Raw genomic sequence first — 23,926 nt, forward strand, 5'->3', positions numbered from 1 at the left:
CAATGTCTGTTCTTGAGCTGGTCAGCCGCCAATGTCCCAAGATAAGCTTCATTGGCTGACGCGACCACTTGGCGGACCCGGCCGCTCTTTCGCCCGGGCGGTGGACAGAGGAGCGTCGGGAACCCGAGCTCCGTTTTGCCGTTATTTCCGGTTCGGCGGGCCAGCTTTTCCCGCTTGCATTGAGGGACGAAGTCGCTGAGGGGGACTTCTTCCGGGCGGAGGAGACAGGCACCGAGCGGGTATCCACGGGCAGCGAAGGCCTCGACGACATCTTAGGGGGCGGACTCGATCCCGATAGGATGTATCTCTACGAAGGCCGCCCCGGCACCGGCAAAACGACAATCGCGCTACAATTCCTTCTCCAGGGCGTACGGCTTGGCGAGCGCGTCCTCTACGTCACCCTGTCAGAGACGCGGCGCGAGTTGGCGCTGGTCGCCAAGAGGCATGGCTGGAACCTGGACGGAATCGAGGTTTTCGAGCTGGTCCCGCCCGAGACGTCTCTCGATCCCGAACGGGAACTGACGATTCTCCATCCGGCCGAAGTCGAGCTTAGCGAAACGACAAACCTTGTGTTCGAGAAGGTTGCGGCGCTGAATCCCTCGCGGGTAGTCTTTGACAGCCTTTCGGAGTTGCGTCTGCTGGCACAGAACTCGTTGCGGTATCGACGCCAGGTTCTTGCCCTCAAACACTTTTTCACCGCGCGACGCTGCACGGTAGTGCTGCTGGACGACCTATCATCGGCGGACACCGATCTGCAGCTTCACTCGATCTGCCATGGCGTGATCAACCTTGAGCAGCTCGCCTTGGATTATGGGGCCGAGCGCCGTCGCATCCGCGTTATGAAAATGCGCGGTATTCAGTTCCGCGGCGGCTTCCATGACTTCACGATCGTCAAGGGCGGACTCAGAATCTTCCCGCGGCTCATTGCAGCCGAGCACCACAGCAAGTTTGCGGGAGATGCTACTCCGAGCGGCAACGCCGAACTCGACAACCTGCTTGGCGGTGGAATTGAGCGGGGAACCAATGCCCTGTTCATCGGCGCCGCCGGGGTGGGGAAATCGTCACTGGCTTTGACATTCGCGCTGGCTGCGGCGGGCCGTGGCGAGCACGCGGTCTACTTTGCTTTTGATGAGGGCCGGGGCACAATAGAGGCGCGAGCGCAAACGTTGGGGATGCCGCTGGATGAGGCTCTGGCCGCCGGAAATATACGGCTCCAACAGATCGACCCGGCTGAGCTGTCCCCGGGCGAATTCGCCGCGGGCGTACGGGCGAGCGTCGAGCGCGACGGTGCCCGGATAATCGTGATCGACAGCTTGAACGGCTATCTCAATGCGATGCCCGATGAGCGGTTCTTGATCCTGCAGATGCACGAGTTGCTGACCTATCTCGGACAGCAGGGGGTAACGACCATCTTGATACTTGCTCAGCATGGCCTGGTTGGCCCGATGGATACTCCCCTCGACATTAGCTATCTCAGCGACGCGGTGCTCATGCTGCGCTATTTCGAATTCGGCGGGTCGGTCCGGCGGGCACTTTCGGTGGTCAAAAAGCGGAGCGGCAATCACGAGCATACCATCCGTGAGTTCCAGCTGACTCCGGCGGGCATTGCGCTCGGTCCGCCGCTGACGCAATTCTCCGGTATTTTCTCGGGCACACCGATCTACAATAGCGATCAGGAGCTGCCAACGGTGCGCGCTGCCAGGGATGACGCCTAGTATGGAGGGCAGCGTCGTGCTTGTGCTGGCTCCGATCGGGCGAGATGGCCCTGCAGCAGTCGAAATTCTATCGCGCATCGGAATTGCAGCGATCGTGTGTGCCGACTTTACCTCGTTGGTCACACGTTTAGGACCGCAATGCCTTGCCGTGATCGCCACAGAGGAAGGCCTGTTTGGCCGGGACATTGCCAAGTTGATCAGCTGGACAAAGAACCAGCCTGTCTGGTCAGACCTGCCTTTCATCATTCTCACGAGCCACCTGGCTCACCAACGGGCCGCCACTTGGCGAGCCGAACTTGTTTCATCGCTCGGCAATGTTACGCTGCTGGAACGCCCTGTCGAGACGATTACTCTCACGAGTTCCACGCGAGCAGCGCTGCGCGGGCGTCAGCGCCAGTATGACCTTCGAAGGCTGCTAAGCGAACTGGAGCATGGAAATGAACGCTTCCGGTTGATCGTGGAAAACGCCCGCGACTATGCGATCATTCTCAGCGATCCGGACGACACCATCACCGACTGGCTGCCGGGCGCGGCGGCCGTGTTCGGCTGGAGCGCAGAAGAAATGATTGGCAGGCCAACCTCCTCCATCTTTACGCCCGAGGACCAGGCAAATGGCGTGCCGGAGCATGAACTCAGCCGCGCTCGCTCCGAGGGCGTCGCTCCCAATATCCGTTGGCATAAGAGCAAGAGTGGGGGGCGCGTTTTTCTTGACGGCCAGACGGTAGCCCTTCGCAATGAGGACGGGACCATCCGAGGGTTTCTGAAGATCGGAAAGGATATAACCGAGCGCAAGCGCAACGAGGAGCGCCAGGCCGTGCTGACCGCCGAGCTACAACATCGCGTCCGCAATGTTCTGGCGACGGTCGCCTCCCTCGTGAAGAGGGGCGACACCGGGGGGACAACGCAGGAGTTTCGAGAGCGGTTAAGCGGTCGGATTGCCGCGTTAGCGCGCACTCAGACCCTGCTTACACGCTGGGCCGGAGAAGGTGTCGTTCTGGATAGCATCGTGCGCGACGAACTGCTGGCACAAGCCGCCGATTCCTCGCGAATTTCGATCGAGGGGCCGCACGTCCTGCTCATGCCCAAAGCCGCTGAAGTGCTGACATTGGCAATCCACGAACTCGCCACAAATGCTGCGAAATATGGCGCTATTGGCGCACCCGGTGGCCAAATCGACGTGCGTTGGGAGCGCAGAGAGCGAAAAGGCCAGGACTGGCTGCAGTTCCACTGGAAAGAAAGCGGTTTGGAGATCTCAACGCGTGGAAACATCCGAAAGGGATTCGGAACAGAGCTGATCACGCGTCGGGTCCCGTTTGAGTTGAAGGGCACGGGCGAGATGCGCCTGACCGCCGGCGGTCTTCATTGCCGCATTGCCCTCCCGCTCAAGCCGAGCGAAAGCGTCCTGCAAACTGACGTGCCGGCCGACCTCCTCAGCGCCAGCGGGAAGAGTCCATGATCGTCGAACTTCTCGCCGGCCGTACAGTGCTGATCGTCGAGGATGATTTTTACTTGGCCGACGATGCACAGCAGATCCTCGAGAATGCCGGGGCGTGCGTCTCCGGTCCCGTTAGCACCGCCCAGGACGCCCGTGCACTCTTGGAAGAAAAGCGACCTGACTGTGCACTGCTGGATGTGAACCTCGGCAGCGGACCCAGCTTCGAATTGGCCTTCGCTTTGAAAGCGAGGAACATACCTTTTGTCTTCCTGACCGGTTACGACGCGGCGATGATTCCGGAAGAGTTCGCAAGCATTCCATGCCTGCAGAAGCCGGTTGAGCCCGCGAAGCTTCTTGCTGCTGTTGCCGCTCTCGGCTCTGAATAGCCCCCCGCGCTTCAACACGCAATGGGGAGTTCAGGCTCGAGGAGCGGCACTGCCCCGTTGGCGTACAGGACAACGGCATCCTCGAACTCTCCGGTGGAAGGATCGCCGGTCCGGCTGAACGCAACCACGCCTGCAGAGCTCGCCGCAAGCTTTTGTGCCAGGCGCAGAGCATGCTCGACGTCCTGGACCTCCACCGCTTCTCCGGGCGTGATTGCCCCTTTAGGCGTCAGCCTGAAACTCTGAACCACAAAATACGTCAGCAATGCCGCCTCCTTAGCCGCGTCAATCTGACTCGGCCTTGAGAACAAAACAAGTACAAACTGAGCGAGCCAGTGCGACAAATCCACAGCCCAAGGCTGCAGCAACCACCTACCTGAGACTTGACAATGTAGGTAGGCAATACCTACTATCCCGTCATTACGAATGGAGAAGGACGTGGAATCAGTCTCTAAAGCGCAGCAGTCCCGCGATCTTTCCGCTCGGCCCGTAGAGCATCAGCACTGCCGCGCAGGCGAGGTCTTCGCTTTTGCCCTCCCAAGCCCGGACGGTTTCTTTGACCTTGCTCCGAATGACCGCGGCAACCGTCGGGTCGTCGAGCTTGACGTCCTCGGCGGCCAGCATCAGCGCCATGGCGCCTTCGTTGATTTCCAGTTTCGGACAGATCCTGGTGCCGGCGATTGCCTGCCCGACATGGGACATAACCGCCATTTGCCCATCGCTGTACGCAAAGGCCGGACCGGGCATGACGAACAGCAACGCAGCAGCTCGCACCAGATTTTTCATCCAATCCCCCCTGCCCGTAGCGCACGGTTTGAACGCTATCACAAGGATGAAGCCGTCGCGAAGCGGCTCGCTGCTATTGCCTTCATTGCCGCCACCCTGTTCTGCGCCGCTGTCACCGTCGGCGCCCTCTGATTTCCGTCCAAGGAGACCCGTCTTGCTCGATAAAGTTCAACGTTCATCGCAAACCCGCCGCGAGTTTCCGGAAGCCGGGTTCGACACCCATCCGCGCTGCTTGGAAATGTCAGAGGCTATGCGCGATCTGTTCGCTGTCGGCGGCGGCGTTCGGCTTGAAGACTTGGTCGGGGCCGGCTTCACCAGCGCCGAAATCATCGAATTTCAGGACAGCGCCGCACGTCTGGCTTTGCTCGCCAGCACCAAGCAGATCACCATCCGCCCGGATCTGCTTGCGGACATGATTGAGAAGGCCCGGCACGCCGCGCCCAATCGGCCACCGCTGCCCGGCGACGCGCAGCCTACACAGAGCCTCATCCTGGCCTGGGGCCAGTATTGTGCGGCTCACGGCGCCCTGCTGCTCGACCCCTGGTCGGGTCAACGCGAACGCTGCATTTCGGTGCTGTCGGGCTATCTCGACCGGCTGCCGATCTTCCCGGCCATTCGCTCGAGCGTTATCAACGCCGTCGAAGCAGCCATGCCGCAGGTGCACCAATGAGGCCCGCAAGCAAGGCGCTTGGCGGCAGACCCGCCATGATCCCAACGTTCAAGCCGGATGGGTCGGCCTTCGACCTCCTCGAACCGAAGGCGTCCGACATCAGCTTCGCCGATATGGCCAACACACTGTCCAAGCTCGCGCGGTTCAATGGTCTCTATCGCTGCCCGGCCTACTCCGTGGCGCAGCATTGCGTGATGGGTGCCGACGCGCTGTTCCGCGAAACCGGCGACGGCTTGGCCGCCGGCTATTTCCTTCTTCATGACGGGCATGAATACGCGCTCGGCGACATCACCAGGCCGGCAGTCGATCTGATCCAGCATCACATCTGCCGACTGGCGACCGACGCGGGATTGGCTGCAGATTTCATCGACCAGCTCGCCCACCGCGCGATCGCGTCGGTCAAGCGCAGCATCGACGTTGCGATCTACGAGGCGGCTGAATTGCCCAACATCGACACAGTGCCGTCCTATGGGCGTCAGATCCGCGACATGGATAATCGCATGCTGGTTGCCGAGGCCGCGGCCCTGTTCGGAGCCAGGCCGAACAGCGCTTGTCTGCCGCGCGTTTCGCTGCCTCCGCCAAAGCTTGTCGGCGCGATCGAGCCATGGGGCGCCATGAAAGCAGAGCATGCCTTCATCGACCGCCTGCAGCGCTATCTTGGTATCGCGGCGCGGAAGTGCTGAACGTACAATTTTCGCCATGAACACCAGCGGCAACGGCACTCCATGAACGGGTCCGATGAGTACACGGAAAACGCGCCGCTGCGGCTGGACATCGCGGCTCGGATTGCTTTTCCTGATGGCTCCATGGGCCCAGCCGGCTTGCGCAAGGAGCGCGACCGCGGGCGGTTAGAGACGGAAATCATCGCCGGCAAGGAATATACCACACTCGCAGCAATCGGGAGAATGAGAAAACTATGCCGCGTCCAAGCAAGGGAATTCGACTCGTCTGGCGGTCCGAGAGCCGAAAGGCCGACGGCAGCCTGCGCAGCAAGGCCGGCTGGTACATCGAGGACGCCGGAAGACGACATCCCACTGGCTGCGGCAAGAGCGAGCTTGTTGAAGCTCAAAGGCAGCTCGCCGACTACGTCAGCGAAAAGCATCAGCCGACGCGCCAGCGCAACCGCGACCCGGACCAAGTAAAGATCGCCGACGTCATCAACGTCTATGCCGAGGACGTCGTCGCGCTCAATCCGTCGCAGAGCTATCGCAAGGAAACGGCCGCGCGCCTGCTCGCCATTCTGACATTCTTCACCGGCACAGTCGCCGACATCTCAGGCGCACTCTGCCGCGAATATGTCAACGGCCCGGCCAAGAAGGGCCGGATCCTGCCGACGCCGGCGATGGCACGCCGGCAGCTGGAGGATCTGCGCGCGGCCATCAACCACTATCACGCCGAAAAATACATCACGGCCGTGCCGAAGATCGTGTTGCCGGCGCGATCGGAGAAGGCCAAGCGCGCGCTGACGCGATCTGAGGCGGCGAGGCTGCTCTGGGCAGCTTGGCAGATGCGGCAGACGTGGAAGGGGCAAGAGAGCGATCGCCGGACCGGCCGGCACGTGGCGCGCTTCATCCTGACCGGGCTCTACACCGGCACGCGATCCGCCGCCATCTGCGGCGCCGCGACACGGCCCACAATGGGGCGCGGCTTCGTCGACCTTGAGCGCGGCGTCTTCTTCAGGCGAGCCGCCGACATGGTCGAGACCAGGAAGCGACAGCCGCCGGTCAGGCTGCCGGACCGGCTGCTGGCGCACATGCGCCGCTGGGCGCGCACCCCGGTTGACATCAAGACCAAGGGACGCGGCAAAAGCCGCACGATCGGCCGCATGATCGCGCACGACTTCATCGTCGAATGGGAAGGCGGGCCGGTTCGATCGGTGCGCAAGGCCTTCAAGTCGGCCTGCGAGAGCGCTGGCCTCGGCTGGTACGAGGCGCGGATCGTCAAAGGCGTCGAGACGCAAGTCTTCGTCACAGATGTCACCCCGCACACGCTGCGCCATACCGCTGCGACATGGCTGATGCAGAACGGGGTCGAGCTTTCCAAGGCCGCCGACTTCTGCGGCATGACGGAAGCCGTGCTGCGCAAGCACTACTACCACCATCACCCCGATTTCCAGGCCGACGCCGCCGCCGCGATCACCGCCAAGGCGCCGGCGCCGCGCCAGAAGAGCAACATCGTCCGATCGGGCGTCTCCCACCTGAAACCCACCTGAAACCCCGGAAACAAACGTGAACAAAGGCCCCAAAAACGGCCGATCATTAGTCGCAAAAGCCCGGAATTCCGGGCTTTTTTCTGGCAAGACAGCTTGTTCGGGACGATGGGGTCGCAGGTTCAAATCCTGCCACTCCGACCAGAACGAAATCTCCCGAAAGTCTTTAGTTTCCCTGATTATTCAAACCTTTCGGCTTCGCGCAGAGAACCGTATCGCTGCGTGATGCTTCAAGACGCGACGCGCTTGCCGCATATCAATGCTCAAGCCGAACTGATGATCGCCTACGGCGCCAGGAAGGAAGGGCTTGCCGTCGCGCGCACCGGCTCGGAACGAGCATAACCGTCACGCCTGATGCCGCCATGGTCGATCAGGCGAGCGATCACGGCGCGCCGTGCGTGATACGGCGTCAGCGTGTGGTCGGCATTCGGCAGCGAGACCCTGGTCACGCCGCGAATGCTATCGAGCCGCTCTTCCTCCGAGCCAAAATGGCGGGCGATCTCCTTGAGGCTCAGATCGCCTTCCGAGGTTACGAGGAGGACCCGCACGCCGCGGCCGCATAGGTCGCGCATCCAGCGTTCCACCCGCCGCTGTCCAAGCAGCGCGGCCGGATGCAGCATCGACAATGTGGACTTGATCGCCTCCAGCCCGCGCCGGATGATCAGCCGGGCGCATCGCGAAACGATCCCGCGCCATGCGGGGGCGGCCGGCTCGCGGCTCTCCTGCATGGCGCCAGCGTTCTGCCCGAGCACGGCCTTGGAGGTCTCGTAAGTCTTCCAGACCGCCATCTCCAGCGCGTAGGAACTGTTCCAGGCGAAGCAGAGCGGGTTGATCATGGTCAGCATCCGTACCCGCCGATCGGCCCGCGCGGCGTGAAAAGCCTGAAACGCGCCGGCGCAGGTGCCGACCAGGCCGACCCCGGGGTAGCCGGCTCGCTCCATCCAGTTGATCGCACGACTTACATCATGGCGCGTGCGCCGGTCATAAAGGAACAGGCGCCCTTCCTCGGTCGGATCGCTGAGGCCAAGTCCGGGCAGGTCGACGCGCAGCGAGGCTACGCCTTCCGCCGCCAGGGCTCGCGCCGCTTCCACCGTGCCGCGCGCCCAGCCGACATGCGGCACGCCACCGGCATTGAGGAAGATCACCGGCTCGGCCTCGGTCTGGCGTTCGCGCGGTCGGCAAAGCACACCGCAGATCATCGGCGCCGGTCCGATCAGCACCGGGCTTTCCGTGTAATGCGGACCGTCCAGGATCTGCGACACATCGCGCGGCATGGCCTTTCCCGCTGCCGCTTTGCCGGGCTGGTCGGCGATCCAGGCGGCGCAGCGATCGAGAGCGGCGGCCGGAATCCGGTTGGCGGTCGGGTCGCACATCAAGAGAGGATAGCCATCGAACTCGGCCGTCGCGATCTCCGCAGCGCCCGCCGTGTCGCCGCCGACCTCTTCGGCAGCCAGCGGCTTGCCGTTTGTAAGCACCAGCATCGGCAGGGATGGAAGGCCAGCCGCGGCATGCCGCCAATCGAGCGCCGAGAGATCGGCCAGCGTTTCATGCGAAATTCGGAACCCGGCGGCCTCGCGCCCCTCGGTGAAAACCCCTTCGCCCGCCGAACGGCTGGCCAGCGGCGCGTCGATCATGCGCGACATGGCTGTGACCTCGCGAACATAGGCCTTGCCGGAGGACGGCGGCGCGAGCAGCACGAGACCCGCCACGTCGTCGCGTCCGGCCGCCGCCAGCGGGGCCAGCAGGGCACCAAGCCGGAAGCCGACCAAAATGACGTCCGCCACGCCGCAATCCTGCTTCAGCCGATCGATCGCCGCGCCTATGCTCGCCGTCCACCGTTGCACCTGACCGGGCGTTGAATGATCCTCGGCGGCATTGCCGCAGCCGGGATAGTCGAATTGCAGCGCCGGCAGACCGTTTTCGGCCACCTTGTCAGCCAGAAGCCGCAGGAAACGCCGGCTGCACAGGTCCTCGTGGCCATGGGCCCCGGCGATCACGACACCCCGGCCGCGTCGCCCGGTTCCCCTGCCTTCATGAAGCCAGCCGATCGTGTCGGCGAAGACGACCCCCTTCATGCCACGCTCCCGGCAGGCCGCAACGAACGCATGATCTCCGCCCTGGTCTCTACATTGTCGGCTTGGGCGCATCGTAGGCCACCTCGCGATCGCCATTCAGCGCCGTCACGACGCCGGCCGGAGTGGCAGAGGCCGGCCCATCCAGGCCAATTTCCTTCACCGCGCCCGGCATCAGGTGGAAGCCGTTCTCGCGCGGGAAGAACAGCCCATCCTTGATGGCGACGTGATAGGCGGCGCGCTTGCAAGCGAGCCGCAGGCGCCAGCCGTCTCTGCCGCGCATCAGCCCTGCCGACAGGCCGACATCGCGTCGCGCGGTCATGACGCCGGGAAGCACATGAAAGGCTTCGGCCAGGATCTCGCCGTCGCGGTCTTCCAGCCTTGCCACGGTTACCTCGTGCCCCGCTGGGCCGAAGCGATAGGCATAAGACAGATCAAAGAAGGCGCCGAGCAGCGAGAATGCCGCAAGCGACTGCGTCCCGCGCGCCTGCAGAGTGACCGGCCGGCGCGCCGCCACCACCGGGGTGACGCCGTCGCGCAGGCAGGCAAGCGATAGCGTCGCCTCGACTGCCCTTGCCGTGTCATTGACGAGATGGACGCTCAGCCCGTTGACGCCCTCATCGCTCAGCGTCAGCCGGAGCGGCGCGAAGGCGCGTCTCAGCGCATGCCAGACCGATTTCGGCCGACCGGCAGAATCGACGACGCCCCACCCTGCTCCCGGGAGCAGATCCTTCCAGAAGAACACCAGCGCGCCCGCCGTCGGGGAGGCCGGTCTGCGCCATTCGTCGATCGTGCGCTCAACCACCTCGGCAATGACGGCGCGCGAGAGGTCGAGGTAGCGCGCCGGATCCTCCATGCGCAGCCGGCGAGCGTCGACACCGAACAGCGTCTCCAGATAATGCTCGCGCACGTCCTCGAAATCCCACGACGCACCTGCATCGCGCGGCACGCCGGCCTTCCAGCGCGGATCGTGGCCGGGCGGAACGGGCAGATGCTCATCGAGCGTCGCCTGTTCCGGCACGTTGGCGAAGGCGAGGCATTCGCTGGCGAAACGCACCTCCGCGCGGCGCGCGTCCTCCAGCGGCCGGCAATAGGCGCCGACGCCATAGTAGTGCGTCGGGCCGCCATCCGCGGCAAAGGGCAGGCTGCCGCCGGAGGGCGAGGAGGACACCAGCGCCAGATCGGGCAGGATCGCCTGCGCGGCCGGACGCACGACATCGTTGAACCAGGGTGTCGGATCCATCGCCACCGGCATGCCGAGCATCGCCGCCTGCTGCGCCACCTCGCTGCCGCCGCACAGCACCGCCAGCGACGGCGAATGCCGAAGCCGCCCCAACAGGTTCTCCACCTCGCGCGACAGCGCCGGCCGCCAGGCCTCGCTCTTCGCCGGATAGTCGAAATTGGCGAGCATCAAGTCCTGCCAGACCAGAATGCCCATCTCATCGCACAGCTCGTGGAAGGCATCGCTTTCATAGGCGAAGGTGCCGCCGACCCGCAGCATGTTGACGCCGGCTTGGCGCACGAGATCGAGATCGGGCTGGATTTCGCCTCGCTCGCAGGGCAGTCGCACGGGATCGGAGGGCGTCCAGACCGCGCCGCGGCAGAACACCGGCACACCGTTGACGACCAGGCGAAAATCGCGTCCGTCGGCGCCGCGATCGATCTCGATGCGGCGGAATCCGACCCGGCCCAGCCGGCTGCGCACCGTGCCGAGCGTCGCTATCGCTTCGTGCAGCGCCGGCTCGCCATGACTGTTCGGCCACCATGGGGCGACATCGGCAATGGCCAATTCCGCCGTCAGCCGGGTGGGTGTCTCGAACTTGAGGGGCGCGCGCACTCCGGCACAGCTGACATGCGCCGTTTGCGCATTGTCGAAGGGTTCGGCGAGGGTGATCGCAACCGCAAGATGCCCGGTCGTGCCGTCGAGCCTGGCGCGCATGTCGGCATCGAGGATGCGCTGCCCGCCATTTTCGTGGATCAGCTTGACGGGACGCCACGGCCCGACGACATCGAAGCTCGGGCACCAGCCCGGCATATGGCCGATCAGGGTCGTGCGCACCAGCCGCAGCCGCTGATCGTCGATCATGCGAGGGCGCCAGCGGGCGCGCGGACCGATCGCCGTTTCCAGATGGCGGTCGAGACTGCGAAAGACAATGGCGAGCTGCTCGCCCCCTGAAAGGCTTACCGCAGCCTCATGGCGCTCGAACATCGAGGTCGAGGTGAGCAGCAGCCGCTCGCCAAGCCAGACCTCGGCGACAGTCGCCAGCCCCTCGAACACCAGCCGCACCGGACCGGTCGCGTCGAGCCTGCGGCTGTACCAGACATCGCGGTCGTGCAGTCGGGTTGGCTGCTTGCGGTCCCAGCGGCCATGCTTTTCCAGCGTGGCGGCCGCCGTGCCGGGACAGGCCGCGTCCAGCCATTCGGCATTTGCGTCGATGTCATTCGGCGAAGCCCAGGCACCTGCCGCCGAGATGGCCATCCGCCAACCCCGATCCAGCAATCCGGCAGTGCCGGCGATCGACACCGTGGCGTCCATTCCCCCACCCATCATCAAATGCGCCTCGGCCGGCCCGCTAGGCCGCCTTGGAGGCGACACCGGCCATGCGGGCGTCCAGCACGTCCATCACCGTTTCGTAGGCCTGCGCCATCGGCGCGATTGCTTCGGTCAAGCCGTCGAAGCGCTGCCGCGCCATCGCACGGGCGAGCTTGAACTGCATGACCTTGGCGCCCTCGGCAATGTTACCGGCGGCTTGCACCGCCTCTGCCAGACAGGTTTCGCCGTGCTGCCCCAGCCATTCGAGATGACTGCCAAGAAGTTCGAAATTCGCGCCGACCTGCCGCAGCGTGTTGAAGGCATAGGTGTGGAAATAGGCAGGCGACTTCGTCGCCAGCCTTTCAGCGTGGCGGCCGAACGCGGCCGCATAGGCGTCGAGCGGATTGCGCTTCGGCCGCCGCTTCAGGTGATGCGCGAGCAGCGCCGCTGCGGTCCCGACCGCGTCGCGGGCCGGGCGCGTGGCGTCGAGCTTCACGAATTCCGCGTAAGGAAACAGCGGCAGGTCGCCCGCCGACACACCATCCCATTGGCCGAAGATGCCGTCATAGTCTTGGCCCTCGAGCGCGAAGTAGCCGTCATTGTGGAAGTAGCGCATCTGCCGCGACTCGGGATCGAGCGCATTGATGCCGACCGTGGTCTTGGAATGGCCGCTGCGGTAGGTGAGGCCTTTGGTGTCGGGCAGGTAGAAGGCATCAACCTCGACCAGCGGCAGCCGGCCGAGCTCGACTTGCGTCAGCACATGCGTCTCCAGCCGGTCGAAGACCGCCAGCTCTTGGATGTCCAGCCCCGCCAGCCTCTGCAGGTCGGCGGTCGGGAACTTGAAGAACGTGAACTGATCACCTTCGAAATCCTGCGCCGCGGTGAAACCGAGCGCCGCGACCGGATCGTGCCCGGTCGCGTGCAGAACCTCGATCAGAAGGTCGACATAGCAGTTGGTCTGCGGCCACCGCCTTTGCGGATCGTGCAGCCAGTGCGGCCGGTAGCTGGCCGGATCGAGGCCGGCGATAGCCCTCAGCATCTCACACGCTCCAGAGCACGTCGCGGACCGCCGCCGGCCAGGCTTCCGTGTCCGGCCCATGGTGGCGGAACAGCGCCAGCGCCACGCGCTCCAGCCCGAAGCCGACGCAGGCCGAATGGCAGAACTCCCCGTCGGCGAACTTCAGGCCCCAGGTCTGGCCAAAATGGTCCTGGTGATAATTGAAGCTCAAGCAGGCGGTCGGCTTCTCGATGCTGGTCACCGGAATCAGCAGCTCGAATTTCAAGCCCTGATCGCGCTGGTTGTTGGCCATCATCCTGCCGCCACGGCCGAAGAACGGATCGTTGGCAAGATCGACCTCGCAAGGCAGGTCGAGCGACTCGATCATGGCCCTGCCGCGCTTCAGCCAGCTTTCGCGGAACGAGCGCACCTGCTCGGCCGTGCCGATCTTGACGAACTCGCGCATGCGGAAAAGCTGCATGCGCGCCGGATCTTTCGACGGCTCGTGGCGGAAGCAGTAGGAGGAGAGTTCGAAAAGCAGGCCCTGCGCCGGCACCGGGCCGCGCGCGGCGATGGTGGGATAGAGCGGATAGCAGGCGGCAGGCGTCAGCGCGAGGTCCGTCGCCTTCTGCAGCTCCGTCCAGTCTCCGCCGTCAGCCATCATGCCGAGCAGCTGCGCATGCTCCCGCTCGCCGCCCATGAAGGAATGCACGCAGCCGGCAAGCTGCGGGAAGCTCTTCATGTAGCCGCTCTTCTCCAGCGTCGCGCGGCTCATGCCCGGCGGAAAATGGATGCGGGTGGCCTTGTCGGGCGCGCCGTGGCGGGTGACGAGACGCTCGAACCGCTCGATCACGTCCTCGAATGCGCCCGAACGGCCATAAAGGCCGTCGACGCCGGATTCGAACAGGATGCCGTTCTCGAACAGGCTGTCGAGCAGCGACTTGGAGTCGAATGTCTTGGCGTCCATCTCAGCTTCCCAGGCCGGTGTCGAAGCGGCTCATCAGCATGAGCGTCGCGGTATTGGAAAGGATGCGGTCGTTGGAGATCATCACCGGCGCCGAGGTCACATCGCGCAGGTGCCGGCCGACGCTGAACGGGGTGCCGTTCTTGTAGCCAAGAATGCCGTTGACCAGCATGGCGAGACGCACCACGGCGCCGGCTTTCTCGCTGGCCGCGAGCTTCAGCGCGTTGATCTCGGCGGCGAAGCCGATCGAAGACAGCGCGTCGTCGTCGCCCGCGGCCGCTTCGAAGCGGTGGATGGCGGCCGCAAGGTGGCCTTTCATCTCCTGCAAAAGGGCGGCCGCTTCGGACAGCCTCAGCGCGCCCGGCGGCATGGAGTCGGGCTGCTTGCGCGCCGCCGCCTTGACGAAGGCCTGCGCCCGATTGAAGGCGTCGGCGGCGATGCCGAACCAGGTCGCCGCCCAGAAGATGTGCGAGCTGGCCAGCATCGACTGGGCCGCGATCTCGGAGAACGGCTTCGGGAATATCTGCGCCGCGTCACCCGTGGCGACCAGATGAAAGCCGTCGGAGCAGGTGCCGCGCATGCCGAGCGTGTCCCACACCGACGTGCGCTCAAGCGTGCGGTTGCCGTCGGCCGGGATCACCACCATCACCTGATCGGAGCTGGCCGCATCGGGGGCGCGACGCGCCGTGGCGAGGATGGCGTCGGCATAGTTGCCATAGGAGATGACGGTGGCTTCCTTGGTCAACGCGAAGCGACCGCCGGCGACCTCGACCGCACAGATCGAGTTGCGCAAATTGCCGCCGATGCCGGCCTCCGTAGTCGCCGAAGCCATCAGAAGCTGCTCGTCGGCGATGCGCCGCATATAAGCGCGGTGCCAATCGCTGGCGCCTCCGTGAGTGACAAAGCTCGACGTCTTGATCTGATGCATGGCATAGATCATCGCGCTCGAGCCGCAGGCCTGGCCGAGCTGCACGATGAGGTCGGCGATCTGCAACGTGCCGAGCCCCTCGCCGCCATGCTCGATCGGGATCGCCACGCCGAGCAGGCGCTCGCGCTTCAGCGCCTCGATCGTCTCCGCCGGGAAACGCCCCTCCTTGTCGACGGGGTCGGCATGGCCGGCGGCGATCTCGGCGACGCGGCGCATGCGCTCGGTCGCGGCTACGGGCGCCTCCGTGAGCGAGGCCGCCTCTATCTTTCTCAACACGTTCATGGCTACGCCGCCTTGCGCGTCAACTGCGAAACCGCATCCGCGATGCTGGCCAGCGAAGAGAAGGTGCGCCGCGTCAGCATCGTCTCGGGGAATTCGATGTCGAACTCCTCTTCGAGCGCCAGCATCATCTGCACTGAGGCGAAGGAGGTCAGCCCCGCGTCATAGAGATTGGCGTCGTCGGCGAGCGCGCCGAAATTCAGCGGAATCATCGGATGCTGCTCGAGCAGCGAGCGTATCTGGTCAATCATGGAGGCCCCACCTTGCGTTGTGCAGCCGGCAATATCGCAGACGCAGCGCAACCGTGGCGTTAACGCCGCAGAGCAGTTTCAGCCATGCCTAAGGATCGGTAACGGACCGCAATACAATTTTACGGCTCTCGATTCGGAGGGACCTCTGTCCGGGATTTTTTGTGGCTGCGTGTCCGCATCGATATCACGCCACGGCCCCTCCGCCGCCGCCGCGACCTGGCAAAAGCCTGCCGTCAATCAATCGATCAGATAAATGGTCGACAATAGGCCCTCACTTTGGCCTAATGGTTGCCGCTATCCCATTCGAGAGCTGCTGGACGATTTTTGGAACGGCGAGACCGGGGTAAGAGTATGAAGTTCACGCTGCGGGCTCTCTTGCCGTTGACCTTGATCGCAGGCTGCTCGTCGAGTGTTGCGTCGATCAATCCGGCGAAATACGACGGGATGAGCTGCGCCGAGCTCAACAGCGCGCTCGGCGACACCGCCACCGATATTTCGCGGACGGCGATCAGCCGCGGCAAGGTCGCCAATACCAGCGTGCCGACTTGGCTGCTCGGCGGCGAGCGCGTGAAGACGGTCGTGGCCAATCGCGATACCGCCAGGATCGAGCGGCTGCAGCAACAGCAGCAGGCGATCATCGCGGCCAGGAAGAGCCGCTGCCCGTCCTCGCAGTGACCAGGGCGTCGCCGAGCAGCGGAAGTCTCAAGCGCTGATGCGGAACCTGGTCGTATCGATCGCCGCCTTCATCAGTGTCTGCGTGTAGGCTTCCCGCGGATTGCCGAAGATCTCCTCGGCCGGCCCTTCCTCGACGATTTTTCCCTGCTTCATGACGATGATGTAGTCAGCCATGGCGCGCACCACTGCGAGGTCGTGGCTGATGAAGAGGTAGGACAGTCCGTGGTCCGCCTGCAGCTTGCGCAATAGCTCGACGATCTGCTTCTGCACCGAGCGGTCGAGCGCCGAGGTCGGCTCATCAAGCACCACCACTTTCGGCTTCAGGATCATAGCGCGGGCAATGGCGATGCGCTGGCGCTGGCCGCCGGAGAACTCATGCGGGTAGCGGTTGCGCGCGTTGGGGTCGAGGCCGACCTCGCGCAACGCCAAGACGGCACGCTGGTCGCGCTGTTTGCCCGTCAGCGAAGGCTCGTGCACCAAAAGCCCTTCGGTGATGACCTGGCCAACCGTCATGCGCGGCGACAGCGAGCCGAACGGATCCTGGAAGACGAGCTGCAATTCGCGCCGCAGCGGCCGCATCGCGTGGCGGTCGGCCTCTGAGATGTCGCGGTCGCCAAAGCGGATGACGCCGTCGCTGGGGAGCAGCCGCAGCAGCGCGCGGCCGAGCGTCGATTTGCCGGAGCCGGACTCGCCGACGATGCCGATCGTCTGGTTGCGCTTCAGCCGGATCGATATCTTGTCGACGGCCCGCAACATCAGCGGCTCGCCGCCGAGAAAACCACCGCCGATCTTGAAGACGACCTCGACGTTGCGGCCCTCGAGCAGCACGGGCGAATTGGCGGGCGCGGCCGCCTTGGTGCCGGTCGGCTCGGCGGCGAGCAGCATCTTGGTGTAGGCGTGCTGCGGATTGGCGAAAAGCGCTTCCGCCTCGCCCTCCTCCACCACCTCGCCCTGGCGCATGACATAGACGCGGTCGGCGAAACGGCGGACGATGCCGAGATCATGGGTGATGAAGACGATCGCCATGCCGAGCTTGCGCTGCAGTTCGGCAAGCAGCATCAGGATCTGCGCCTGAATGGTGACGTCGAGCGCCGTCGTCGGCTCGTCGGCGATCAGGATGTCGGGATCGTTCGCCAAAGCCATAGCGATCATAACGCGCTGGCGCTGGCCGCCCGACATTTCGTGCGGATAGGATTTCATCCGCCGCTCGGGATCGGGGATGTGCACCAGTCTCAACAGCTTCAGCGCCTCTTCACGCGCGGCCTGGGCGCTCAGGCCGCGATGGCGGCGGATCGGCTCGATGAGCTGGTTGCCGATGGTGTAGAGCGGATCGAGCGAGGTCATCGGCTCCTGGAAGATCATGCTGATCTTGCGGCCGCGAACCTTGTTGAGCTCGCTCTTGGTCATCTCCAGCAGGTTGCGGCCGCGGTAATCGACCTGGCCGGTCGCTTCGCCATTGGAGGAAAGCAGGCTCATCGCCGCCATCATCGTCTGGCTCTTGCCGGATCCGGATTCGCCGACGACGGCGACGGTCTCGCCGGCATTGACCTTTATGCTGATGCCCTTCACCGCCTCGACCGTGCCGTCGAGGGTCTGGAAGCGGACGCGCAGGTCCTTGACGCTGAGGATCGTTTCGGAAGCCATGTCAGCGATCCCCATCCTTATCGATCTTTGGGGTCGAGCGCGTCGCGCAGGCCGTCGCCGACAAAGTTCAGCGCGAACAGCGTCGAAACCAGGAAGAAGGCCGGGAACAACAGCAGCCAGTTGGCATAGCCGATGTTCTTGGCACCGACCGAAATCAGCACGCCCCAACTGGTCATCGGCTCCTGCACGCCAAGCCCGAGGAAGGACAGGAAGCTTTCCAGGATGATGACCTGCGGCACCAGCAGCGTCATGTAGATCACCACCGGCCCGAGCAGGTTGGGGATGACGTGGCGCACGAGGATGCCGCGCTGGCCGACGCCCATCGCTTCCGCCGCCTGAACGTATTCTTGCCTGCGGATCGACAGCGCCTGGCCGCGCACGATCCGCGCCATGTCGAGCCACAGCACCGCCCCCACCGCCAGGAACATCAGCACGAAGTTGCGGCCGAAGAACACCACAAGCATGATGACGAAGAAGATGAAGGGCAGCGAGTAAAGCACGTCGACGATGCGCATCATCACCTCGTCGACCCTGCCGCCGGCAAAGCCGGCCGTCGCGCCGTAGATCACGCCGATGACGCCGGCGACGACACCGGCAAGCAGGCCGATCGCGAGCGAAATGCGCCCGGCCATCAGCGTGCGAGACAAGAGATCGCGCCCGGTGTTGTCGGTGCCGAAGAAGAAATATTGCTGCTTGACGGCCGAGCTCATGGTCATTTCGAGCCCATCGGGCGACTTGCTCTCGATCTTCGTGTCGTCGAAGGCGTCGGAGCGGTCGAGATAGCGGATATTGCGGTCGTCGATCGGCTTCTTGGAGGTGACGGTGACGACGACGCGGCTGCCGTCCTGGTGCCACTCCTTGATGTCGACGCGCATGCGTTTGATCGCGTCGCTCAGCGCGCCCTGGATCATGTCGGGCTTCGGATAGGCCGACAGGCTCGGCGGCGTGCGCACATAGTCGCCGTAGATGGTCGTGTATTCATGCGGCACGACCATAGGGCCGAACACGCTGATGACGGCAATGAATGCCAGATAGTAGAGGCTGAACATGGCGGCGCGGTTGCGCTTCAGCCGCGCCCAAGCATTGCCCCAGAGCGAGCGGCCGACGATCGGCTCCGGAGCGGCTACGGCAAGCTCAGTCATAGCGCACCCTCGGATCGACGACCGCATAGAGAAGATCGACGATCAGGTTGAAGACGATGGTGAAGAGCGCGATCACCACCACAGTTCCCATGACCAGCGTGTAGTCGCGGTTGAGCGCGGCGTCGACGAAGTAGCGGCCGACACCTGGAATGGAGAAGATGGTCTCGACGATGATCGAGCCGGTGAGCAGCGCCGCCGCCGCCGGACCGGTGAAGGAGACGATCGGCAGCACGGCGCCGCGCAGCGCGTGCTTGACCACCACCGACCAGTCGGAGAGGCCGAGCGCGCGGGCGGTGCGGATGTGGTGCGAGCGCAGGCTCTCGATCATCGAGCCGCGCATCAGGCGGGCGACGATGGCGATCTGCGGCAGGGCAAGCGTCAGCACCGGCCCGACCTTGTTGATTAAGGCGCCGTCGCCCCAGCCGCCGATCGGCAACAGCTTCCAGGAAAGGCCGAAGACGAGCTGGATCACCGGCGCGGTGACGAAGGTGGGGATGGTGCTGCCGGCGGTGGCTAGAGCGATCACCGAATAGTCGGCTATTTTATTCTGGTTGAGCGCGGCGATCGTGCCGAGGATCGAGCCGAGCAGCAGCGCCAGCACCAGCGCCGAGGTACCGATCTGCACCGAGATCGGCAGGCCCTTGGCGAAGAGTTCGGTGACGGTGAAATCCGGCAGGTTGTAGCTCGGTCCGAAACTGCCGCGCAAAAGATTGCCGAGATAGTGGAGATATTGCAGCCAGAGCGGATCGTCGAGGCCGAACTGGGCTTCGAGATTGGCCCTGATCTCGGGGCTCAAGCCCCGCTCCTGGTTGAACGGGCCGCCTGGCGCGACGCGGATCAGGAAGAACGCCACCGTCACGATGACGAACAGCGTCGGGATGGCGGTCAATAGCCGCCGGAAGACATAACGCAGCATCGGCGCCCCGCTTCAGCCAGGGCGACGGCTCTCCAGACGAGATCGTGGCGCGCTGGCATCTCTGATCTTCGCACCGCGATCGCCGAAAATCCAATGCGACTTTCGGCCCGGCACGACGACAGACCGCGGCCGCCGCTCCCTAAAAGAGAGCGGCGGCACGGCCAAGGTTCCTTGTCAGTCCTTGGAGATGAAGCGAGACGGATGAATGTCCATCACATTGTCCTCGAAGCCATGCAGCTTGGAGGAAACGATGTCGTGGTAGCTGTAGTAGAGCAGCGGGATTTGGCCGACATCGTCGACGAGGATGCGCTCCGCTGCGGCGAGGTCCTTCATGCGCTCCTCAGGCTTGCCGCCGGCGGCGGCTGCCTTGTCCATGGCGGCTTCATAGGCAGGGCTGTTATAGTTCGAGTAGTTGTTGCCGCTCGCCTTGCGCGAGATGCCGAGGAAGGTCTCCGGATCCTTGTAGTCGGCGATCCAGGCGGCGCGGGCGACGTCGTAGTTGCCCTTCTGCTCGAGGAAGCCATAGTGGGTCTTGGTGTCGGTGTTGAGCAGCGTCACCTCGATGCCGAGCGGCTTCAGCTGTTCCTGGATGGCGACCGCGGTGTTCTTGTGGTTCTCCGAGGTGTTGTAGCGGATCTCCATCTTCAACGGATGCTCGGGTGTATAGCCAAGCTTTTCCAGCACTTTCTTGGCCGCATCCTCGCGGTCGATCTGAGACATGTCGGCGTATTTGGCCAGTGCCGGCGTGTAGCCCTCGATGCCCGGAGGCACCATCGAATAGCCGGGCAGCATCGAGTTCTGCCAGACCTTCTCGGCGAGGAAGTCGCGATCGATCGCCATCGAGATGGCGTTGCGCAGCTCGACGTTGTCCCAAGGCGCCTTATCGGTCTTGACCGCATAATAATAGGTGCCGAGATATGGCCCCACACGGATCTGGTCACCGAATTTGGTTTTGAGATCGGCGAGCTGTTCGGTCGGCAGGTCGCCATAGCTGTCGAGTTCGCCGGCCTCGAAGCGCTTCATCGCGGACGAGCGATCCTCGGTCGGGATGTAGTTGACCACGTCGAGCTTGACGCTCGCGGCGTCCCAGAACTTCGGGTTCTTGACCAGTTTCATGTGGTCGTTGGGAATCCACTCCGCCAGCGTATAGGCGCCGTTGGAGACCAGCTTGCCCGGTTTGATCCAGTCCGCGCCGAGCTTGTCGATCGAAGCCTTGTTAACCGGATAGGTCGCCTGGTGGGTCAGCATCTCCAGGAAGTAGGGCGTCGGAGCCTTCAGCGTGACTTGCAGAGTGTTGGCGTCGATCGCCTTCACGCCCATATCCTCAGCCTTGCCTTTCTTCGTGTTGAAGTCCTCGGCGCCTTTCACCGGATAGAGCATCGAGGCGTATTCTGCAGCGGTGGCCGGGTCTTCCAGCCGATGGAACGAGTAGACGAAGTCGTCCGCCGTCACCGGGCTGCCATCCGACCACAGGCCGTCCTTGCGCAGCTTGAAGGTGTAGACAGTGCCGTCGTCGGACACCGTCCAGCTTTCGGCGGCGCCCGGAATGAGGTTCGTCTTCGGGTCATGCATGACGAGGCCCTGGAACAGGTCGCGTATAATATCGGCCTCGTAGACCGTCGACGTCTTGTGCGGATCGACCGTCTCCGCCTCGGCAGCGGATCCGCGATTGTAGACGGTCTCGGCAAAGGCGGGCGTGTAGAAAGCACCGGTCGCCAAGGCCATCGTGGTGGCGAACACGGTCGCCTTCAGCAGGTTTTTGAGCATGAAGTCTCTCCCTTGTTGGCGCGGCCCCTCAACCACGCCTTGAGTGTTGACGCCCCGGAACCGTCAACGGGTCCCTTTTGAGCGCGCCCCGGTTCCCTTCCGGCGGCTGGTGGCGGGAGACTAGACAGAGGAATATCTTATTTCAACTGCCCGCTGCTTGACGTTGAGTGAGCAGCGTTTCGCTAAAACAGCGATATCTAAAGCTTAGGCGTCCCGTTCAACTGTGTGCACCTTTCGGTTGTCCCAGCCGTTTTCTGTTTTTGCAAGCAGGTTTTGGCATTCTCCGGCCCATGCTGAAGAACCGAAATTTCCTTGCTCCTTGGTTCCGTTTCCGGGCTGACGCCGCGGGCACGTCTGCGGTCGAATTCGCCATGCTGGCGCCGATCTTCATCCTGCTATTGCTCGGAATGGTTGCATACGGAATCTATTTCGGCGCCAGCCATTCGGTCCAGCAGATCGCCGCCGACGCGGCGCGAACGGCGATCGCCGGCCTCAACCAGACGGAGCGCCAGGCGCTGGTCACCGATTTCATCAGCCATGACGTCGCCGGCTATGCTTTTGTCGACCCGAAAAAGCTGACGGTCGACGCCAAGGACAGTACCGTCGACGGCAGCCAGTTCATCGTCTCAGTCAGCTATGACGCGCGCGACCTGCCGATCTGGAGCCTGTTCCGGACGCTGCCGTTGCCGGGCACCACGATCCAGCGCCAGTCGACGATCCGGGTCGGAGGCATATGATGCGCTACTCCGCGGGGAGAGTGATGGACGCTGCGCGACGGCTGATCGCCGACCGGCGCGCCAATTTCGCGGTTATGACCGCGCTCTGCACGCCAGTGGCGCTGACGCTGACCGCGTTCGCGATCGATGAGGGCTCGCTTTATAACGAACGCCGCGCCGCGCAGTCGATCGTCGACCTCGCCGCGATCACCGCCGCCGCCAACATCAACAAAGCCCAGCAAGCCGTGCTGACGACGCTGAGGGACAACGGAATCACGTCCGTCGCCGTGCAGCAGCAGGGCACCAAAATCGAGCCGACCGGCAGCAAGGCGGTCGTGGAGGTCGTGCCCGGACGCTATTCGGGGGTCAGTTCCATCGCGGCCGGCAGCCGCTTCGAAGCGGGCAAGCTGCCCTATAATGCCGTCCAGGTGTCGATGAAGAAGCTCGGCACGCTCTATTTCGCCGCTTCGGTGATGGCCCCGCCGGTGATCGGCACGACAGCCACCGCAAGCGCCCAGCCCGCAGCAGCATTCTCGGTCGGATCGCGGCTCGCCAGCGTCAATGGCGGCATCCTCAATGCGCTGCTCGGCGCGCTTCTGGGCGGCAACCTCTCACTCAGCGTGATGGACTACAATTCGCTGATCTCGGCCGATGTCGACGTGCTCTCCTTCACCGATGCGCTGGCGACGCAGCTGCGTCTGACCGGCGGTACCTATTCGGATGTGCTCGGCTCGAAGGCAACGGTCGGCCAGATCACCACCGCGATGGCCAACGTGCCCGGGCTCGACCGCACCGCCAAGCTCGCGCTGCAGACCATGGCCTCGAGCGCCACCAACTCGGTCAAGATCCCGCTTGGCCATCTCGTCGACCTCGGTTCGGTGGGCAGTCTGGGGCTCGGACAGAAGCCCGCCGGGCTTTCGGTCAGCGCCAGCGCCATGAGCATGGTGAGCGCAGCCGCGGCGCTCGCCAACGGCACGAACCAGGTTACGGTCGACCTCGGGGCGACGATACCGGGACTGACATCGACTACGCTCCAGGTCGCCATCGGCGAACCCATGCAGTCCTCGCCATGGCTGGCGGTGGGAGAATTGGGCACAGTGGTGCGCACGGCGCAGACGCGCATCAAGCTCAATCCCAGCGTCGGGATTGGAAACGGGAACAACGGCAATGGCTTTGGCAACGGCACCGGAAATGGCACAGCCGGCATGAAGCTGGGCGGCGGCGTCAAGCTGCTTGCCGTCAACCTGCCGCTCAATATCGAGGTCGCCTATGCCGAAGCCAAGCTGACCGACATCAGCTGCCCGACCGGGCCCTCCAGCATCAAGGTCTCCATCGCCGCGCAGCCGGGCGTCGTCGCGGCCCATCTCGCCGACAGCAACGCCAGCGGCTTCGCAGACTTCGGCAAGCCGCAATCCTTCAGCGACGCCGACATCGCCGACGTCAGCCTCAAGATGCTGCTGGCCAACCTCAATCTCCTGCAGATCAAGGGATCGTCGGCCTTCTCGGTCACCAGCATGGCGCCGACGAACCTGACCTTCAGCGCCACCGAGATCGCCAACAAGGCGATCAAGACAGTGTCGACCAAGAACCTGACGCAGTCGCTCACCACCTCGCTGGTGAACAACCTGTCGCTGACGGTCAACGCGCTCGGCCTCGGTCTCGACGCGACCACCCTGCTCGGCACGGTGAAGCCGGCGGTGACGACGCTGCTCAACGGCGTCACCGCGCCGGTCGACAACCTCGTCTACAATGTGCTTGCGGTGCTTGGCGTGCATGTCGGCGAGGCCGATGTGCGGGTCACCGGCGCGACTTGCGGACGCTCGGTGCTGGTGCAGTAGCGACCG

21 protein-coding genes are annotated in these 23,926 nt (G+C 64.0%); 9 read left to right on the forward strand and 12 right to left on the reverse strand.

Annotated elements, in window-relative coordinates; genetic code table 11:
- Nucleotides 1–179: 179 nt before the first annotated feature.
- From P9228_RS20225 to P9228_RS20235, 3 genes are read left to right on the forward strand one after another with little or no spacing between them, the layout of a single operon-like run.
- A complete protein-coding gene (locus tag P9228_RS20225) occupies nt 180–1,715 on the forward strand; it encodes an ATPase domain-containing protein (protein WP_278055472.1) in 1,536 nt (511 codons plus the stop codon).
- Nucleotide 1,716: 1 nt separating this feature from the next.
- Nucleotides 1,717–3,171, forward strand: a complete 1,455-nt coding sequence (locus P9228_RS20230) for a PAS domain S-box protein (protein ID WP_164757255.1) — start codon at nt 1,717–1,719, stop codon at nt 3,169–3,171.
- The gene (locus P9228_RS20235) at nt 3,168–3,536 is read left to right on the forward strand and encodes a response regulator (protein WP_278055188.1); all 369 of its coding nucleotides are present in this window, start codon (nt 3,168–3,170) and stop codon (nt 3,534–3,536) included. Before P9228_RS20230 ends, P9228_RS20235 begins: the two co-directional genes overlap by 4 nt.
- An 11-nt stretch (nt 3,537–3,547) precedes the next feature.
- On the opposite strand, the gene P9228_RS20240 is transcribed toward P9228_RS20235, so the two are convergent.
- Nucleotides 3,548–3,799, reverse strand: a complete 252-nt coding sequence (locus P9228_RS20240; RefSeq protein ID WP_245459665.1) for a hypothetical protein — start codon at nt 3,797–3,799, stop codon at nt 3,548–3,550.
- Nucleotides 3,800–3,977: 178 nt separating this feature from the next.
- Nucleotides 3,978–4,319, reverse strand: coding sequence for a hypothetical protein (locus tag P9228_RS20245; RefSeq protein WP_278055192.1), 342 nt, complete (start codon nt 4,317–4,319; stop codon nt 3,978–3,980).
- A 154-nt stretch (nt 4,320–4,473) separates the two neighbouring features.
- Between P9228_RS20245 and P9228_RS20250 the strand changes: the two genes are divergently transcribed.
- The 3 genes from P9228_RS20250 to P9228_RS20260 all read left to right on the forward strand — a co-directional run bounded on the left by P9228_RS20250 (nt 4,474) and on the right by P9228_RS20260 (nt 7,201).
- The gene (locus P9228_RS20250) at nt 4,474–4,989 is read left to right on the forward strand and encodes a hypothetical protein (protein ID WP_278055194.1); all 516 of its coding nucleotides are present in this window, start codon (nt 4,474–4,476) and stop codon (nt 4,987–4,989) included.
- A gap of 35 nt (nt 4,990–5,024) precedes the next feature.
- Entirely contained in the window at nt 5,025–5,672 is a 648-nt protein-coding gene (locus tag P9228_RS20255; RefSeq protein ID WP_127403302.1) for a hypothetical protein, read from the forward strand.
- A gap of 233 nt (nt 5,673–5,905) precedes the next feature.
- Nucleotides 5,906–7,201, forward strand: a complete 1,296-nt coding sequence (locus P9228_RS20260; RefSeq protein WP_278055195.1) for a tyrosine-type recombinase/integrase — start codon at nt 5,906–5,908, stop codon at nt 7,199–7,201.
- 281 nt (nt 7,202–7,482) lie between these two features.
- Here P9228_RS20260 and P9228_RS20265 read toward each other — a convergent pair whose 3' ends face one another.
- The 6 genes from P9228_RS20265 to P9228_RS20290 all read right to left on the reverse strand — a co-directional run bounded on the left by P9228_RS20265 (nt 7,483) and on the right by P9228_RS20290 (nt 15,222).
- Complete coding sequence (locus P9228_RS20265; protein WP_127847777.1) at nt 7,483–9,273, reverse strand: alpha/beta fold hydrolase; 1,791 nt, start codon at nt 9,271–9,273, stop codon at nt 7,483–7,485.
- Nucleotides 9,274–9,322: 49 nt separating this feature from the next.
- Nucleotides 9,323–11,806, reverse strand: coding sequence for a glycoside hydrolase family 2 protein (locus P9228_RS20270; protein ID WP_278055198.1), 2,484 nt, complete (start codon nt 11,804–11,806; stop codon nt 9,323–9,325).
- Between the two features lie 37 nt (nt 11,807–11,843).
- On the reverse strand, nt 11,844–12,842 hold the full coding sequence (locus P9228_RS20275) for a DUF1839 family protein (protein ID WP_127246352.1): 999 nt from the start codon (nt 12,840–12,842) through the stop codon (nt 11,844–11,846).
- A gap of 1 nt (nt 12,843) precedes the next feature.
- Nucleotides 12,844–13,767 (reverse strand): amino acid--[acyl-carrier-protein] ligase, encoded by a 924-nt coding sequence (locus P9228_RS20280; protein ID WP_127246353.1) that lies wholly within the window; start codon nt 13,765–13,767, stop codon nt 12,844–12,846.
- A 1-nt stretch (nt 13,768) separates the two neighbouring features.
- A complete protein-coding gene (locus P9228_RS20285) occupies nt 13,769–14,908 on the reverse strand; it encodes an acyl-CoA dehydrogenase family protein (RefSeq protein WP_278055474.1) in 1,140 nt (379 codons plus the stop codon).
- Between the two features lie 68 nt (nt 14,909–14,976).
- The gene (locus P9228_RS20290; protein WP_066997751.1) at nt 14,977–15,222 is read right to left on the reverse strand and encodes an acyl carrier protein; all 246 of its coding nucleotides are present in this window, start codon (nt 15,220–15,222) and stop codon (nt 14,977–14,979) included.
- A gap of 351 nt (nt 15,223–15,573) precedes the next feature.
- Here P9228_RS20290 and P9228_RS20295 point away from each other — a divergent pair, with 351 nt between their 5' ends.
- Nucleotides 15,574–15,897, forward strand: coding sequence for a hypothetical protein (locus P9228_RS20295; RefSeq protein ID WP_066997754.1), 324 nt, complete (start codon nt 15,574–15,576; stop codon nt 15,895–15,897).
- A 27-nt stretch (nt 15,898–15,924) separates the two neighbouring features.
- Here the strand turns inward: P9228_RS20295 and P9228_RS20300 are convergent, their stop codons facing one another.
- From P9228_RS20300 to P9228_RS20315, 4 genes are all read right to left on the reverse strand, one after another.
- Complete coding sequence (locus tag P9228_RS20300; protein ID WP_278055203.1) at nt 15,925–17,541, reverse strand: ABC transporter ATP-binding protein; 1,617 nt, start codon at nt 17,539–17,541, stop codon at nt 15,925–15,927.
- A gap of 17 nt (nt 17,542–17,558) precedes the next feature.
- Nucleotides 17,559–18,683: an ABC transporter permease subunit gene (locus P9228_RS20305; RefSeq protein ID WP_067327929.1), complete on the reverse strand. Its 1,125-nt coding sequence runs from the start codon at nt 18,681–18,683 to the stop codon at nt 17,559–17,561.
- Nucleotides 18,676–19,599, reverse strand: coding sequence for an ABC transporter permease subunit (locus tag P9228_RS20310; RefSeq protein WP_066997760.1), 924 nt, complete (start codon nt 19,597–19,599; stop codon nt 18,676–18,678). The genes P9228_RS20305 and P9228_RS20310 overlap by 8 nt, the downstream gene beginning before the upstream one ends.
- A 174-nt stretch (nt 19,600–19,773) precedes the next feature.
- The gene (locus tag P9228_RS20315; RefSeq protein ID WP_095800238.1) at nt 19,774–21,366 is read right to left on the reverse strand and encodes a peptide ABC transporter substrate-binding protein; all 1,593 of its coding nucleotides are present in this window, start codon (nt 21,364–21,366) and stop codon (nt 19,774–19,776) included.
- A 290-nt stretch (nt 21,367–21,656) separates the two neighbouring features.
- Here P9228_RS20315 and P9228_RS20320 point away from each other — a divergent pair, with 290 nt between their 5' ends.
- Both P9228_RS20320 and P9228_RS20325 read left to right on the forward strand, forming a co-directional pair.
- Nucleotides 21,657–22,103: a TadE/TadG family type IV pilus assembly protein gene (locus P9228_RS20320; protein WP_082980554.1), complete on the forward strand. Its 447-nt coding sequence runs from the start codon at nt 21,657–21,659 to the stop codon at nt 22,101–22,103.
- A 23-nt stretch (nt 22,104–22,126) separates the two neighbouring features.
- A complete protein-coding gene (locus tag P9228_RS20325) occupies nt 22,127–23,920 on the forward strand; it encodes a pilus assembly protein TadG-related protein (RefSeq protein WP_245322290.1) in 1,794 nt (597 codons plus the stop codon).
- The last annotated feature ends 6 nt before the right edge of the window (nt 23,921–23,926 follow it).

This window comes from Mesorhizobium sp. WSM4898 (assembly GCF_029625845.1).
In the GTDB taxonomy this organism is placed as follows: Bacteria; Pseudomonadota; Alphaproteobacteria; order Rhizobiales; family Rhizobiaceae; genus Mesorhizobium.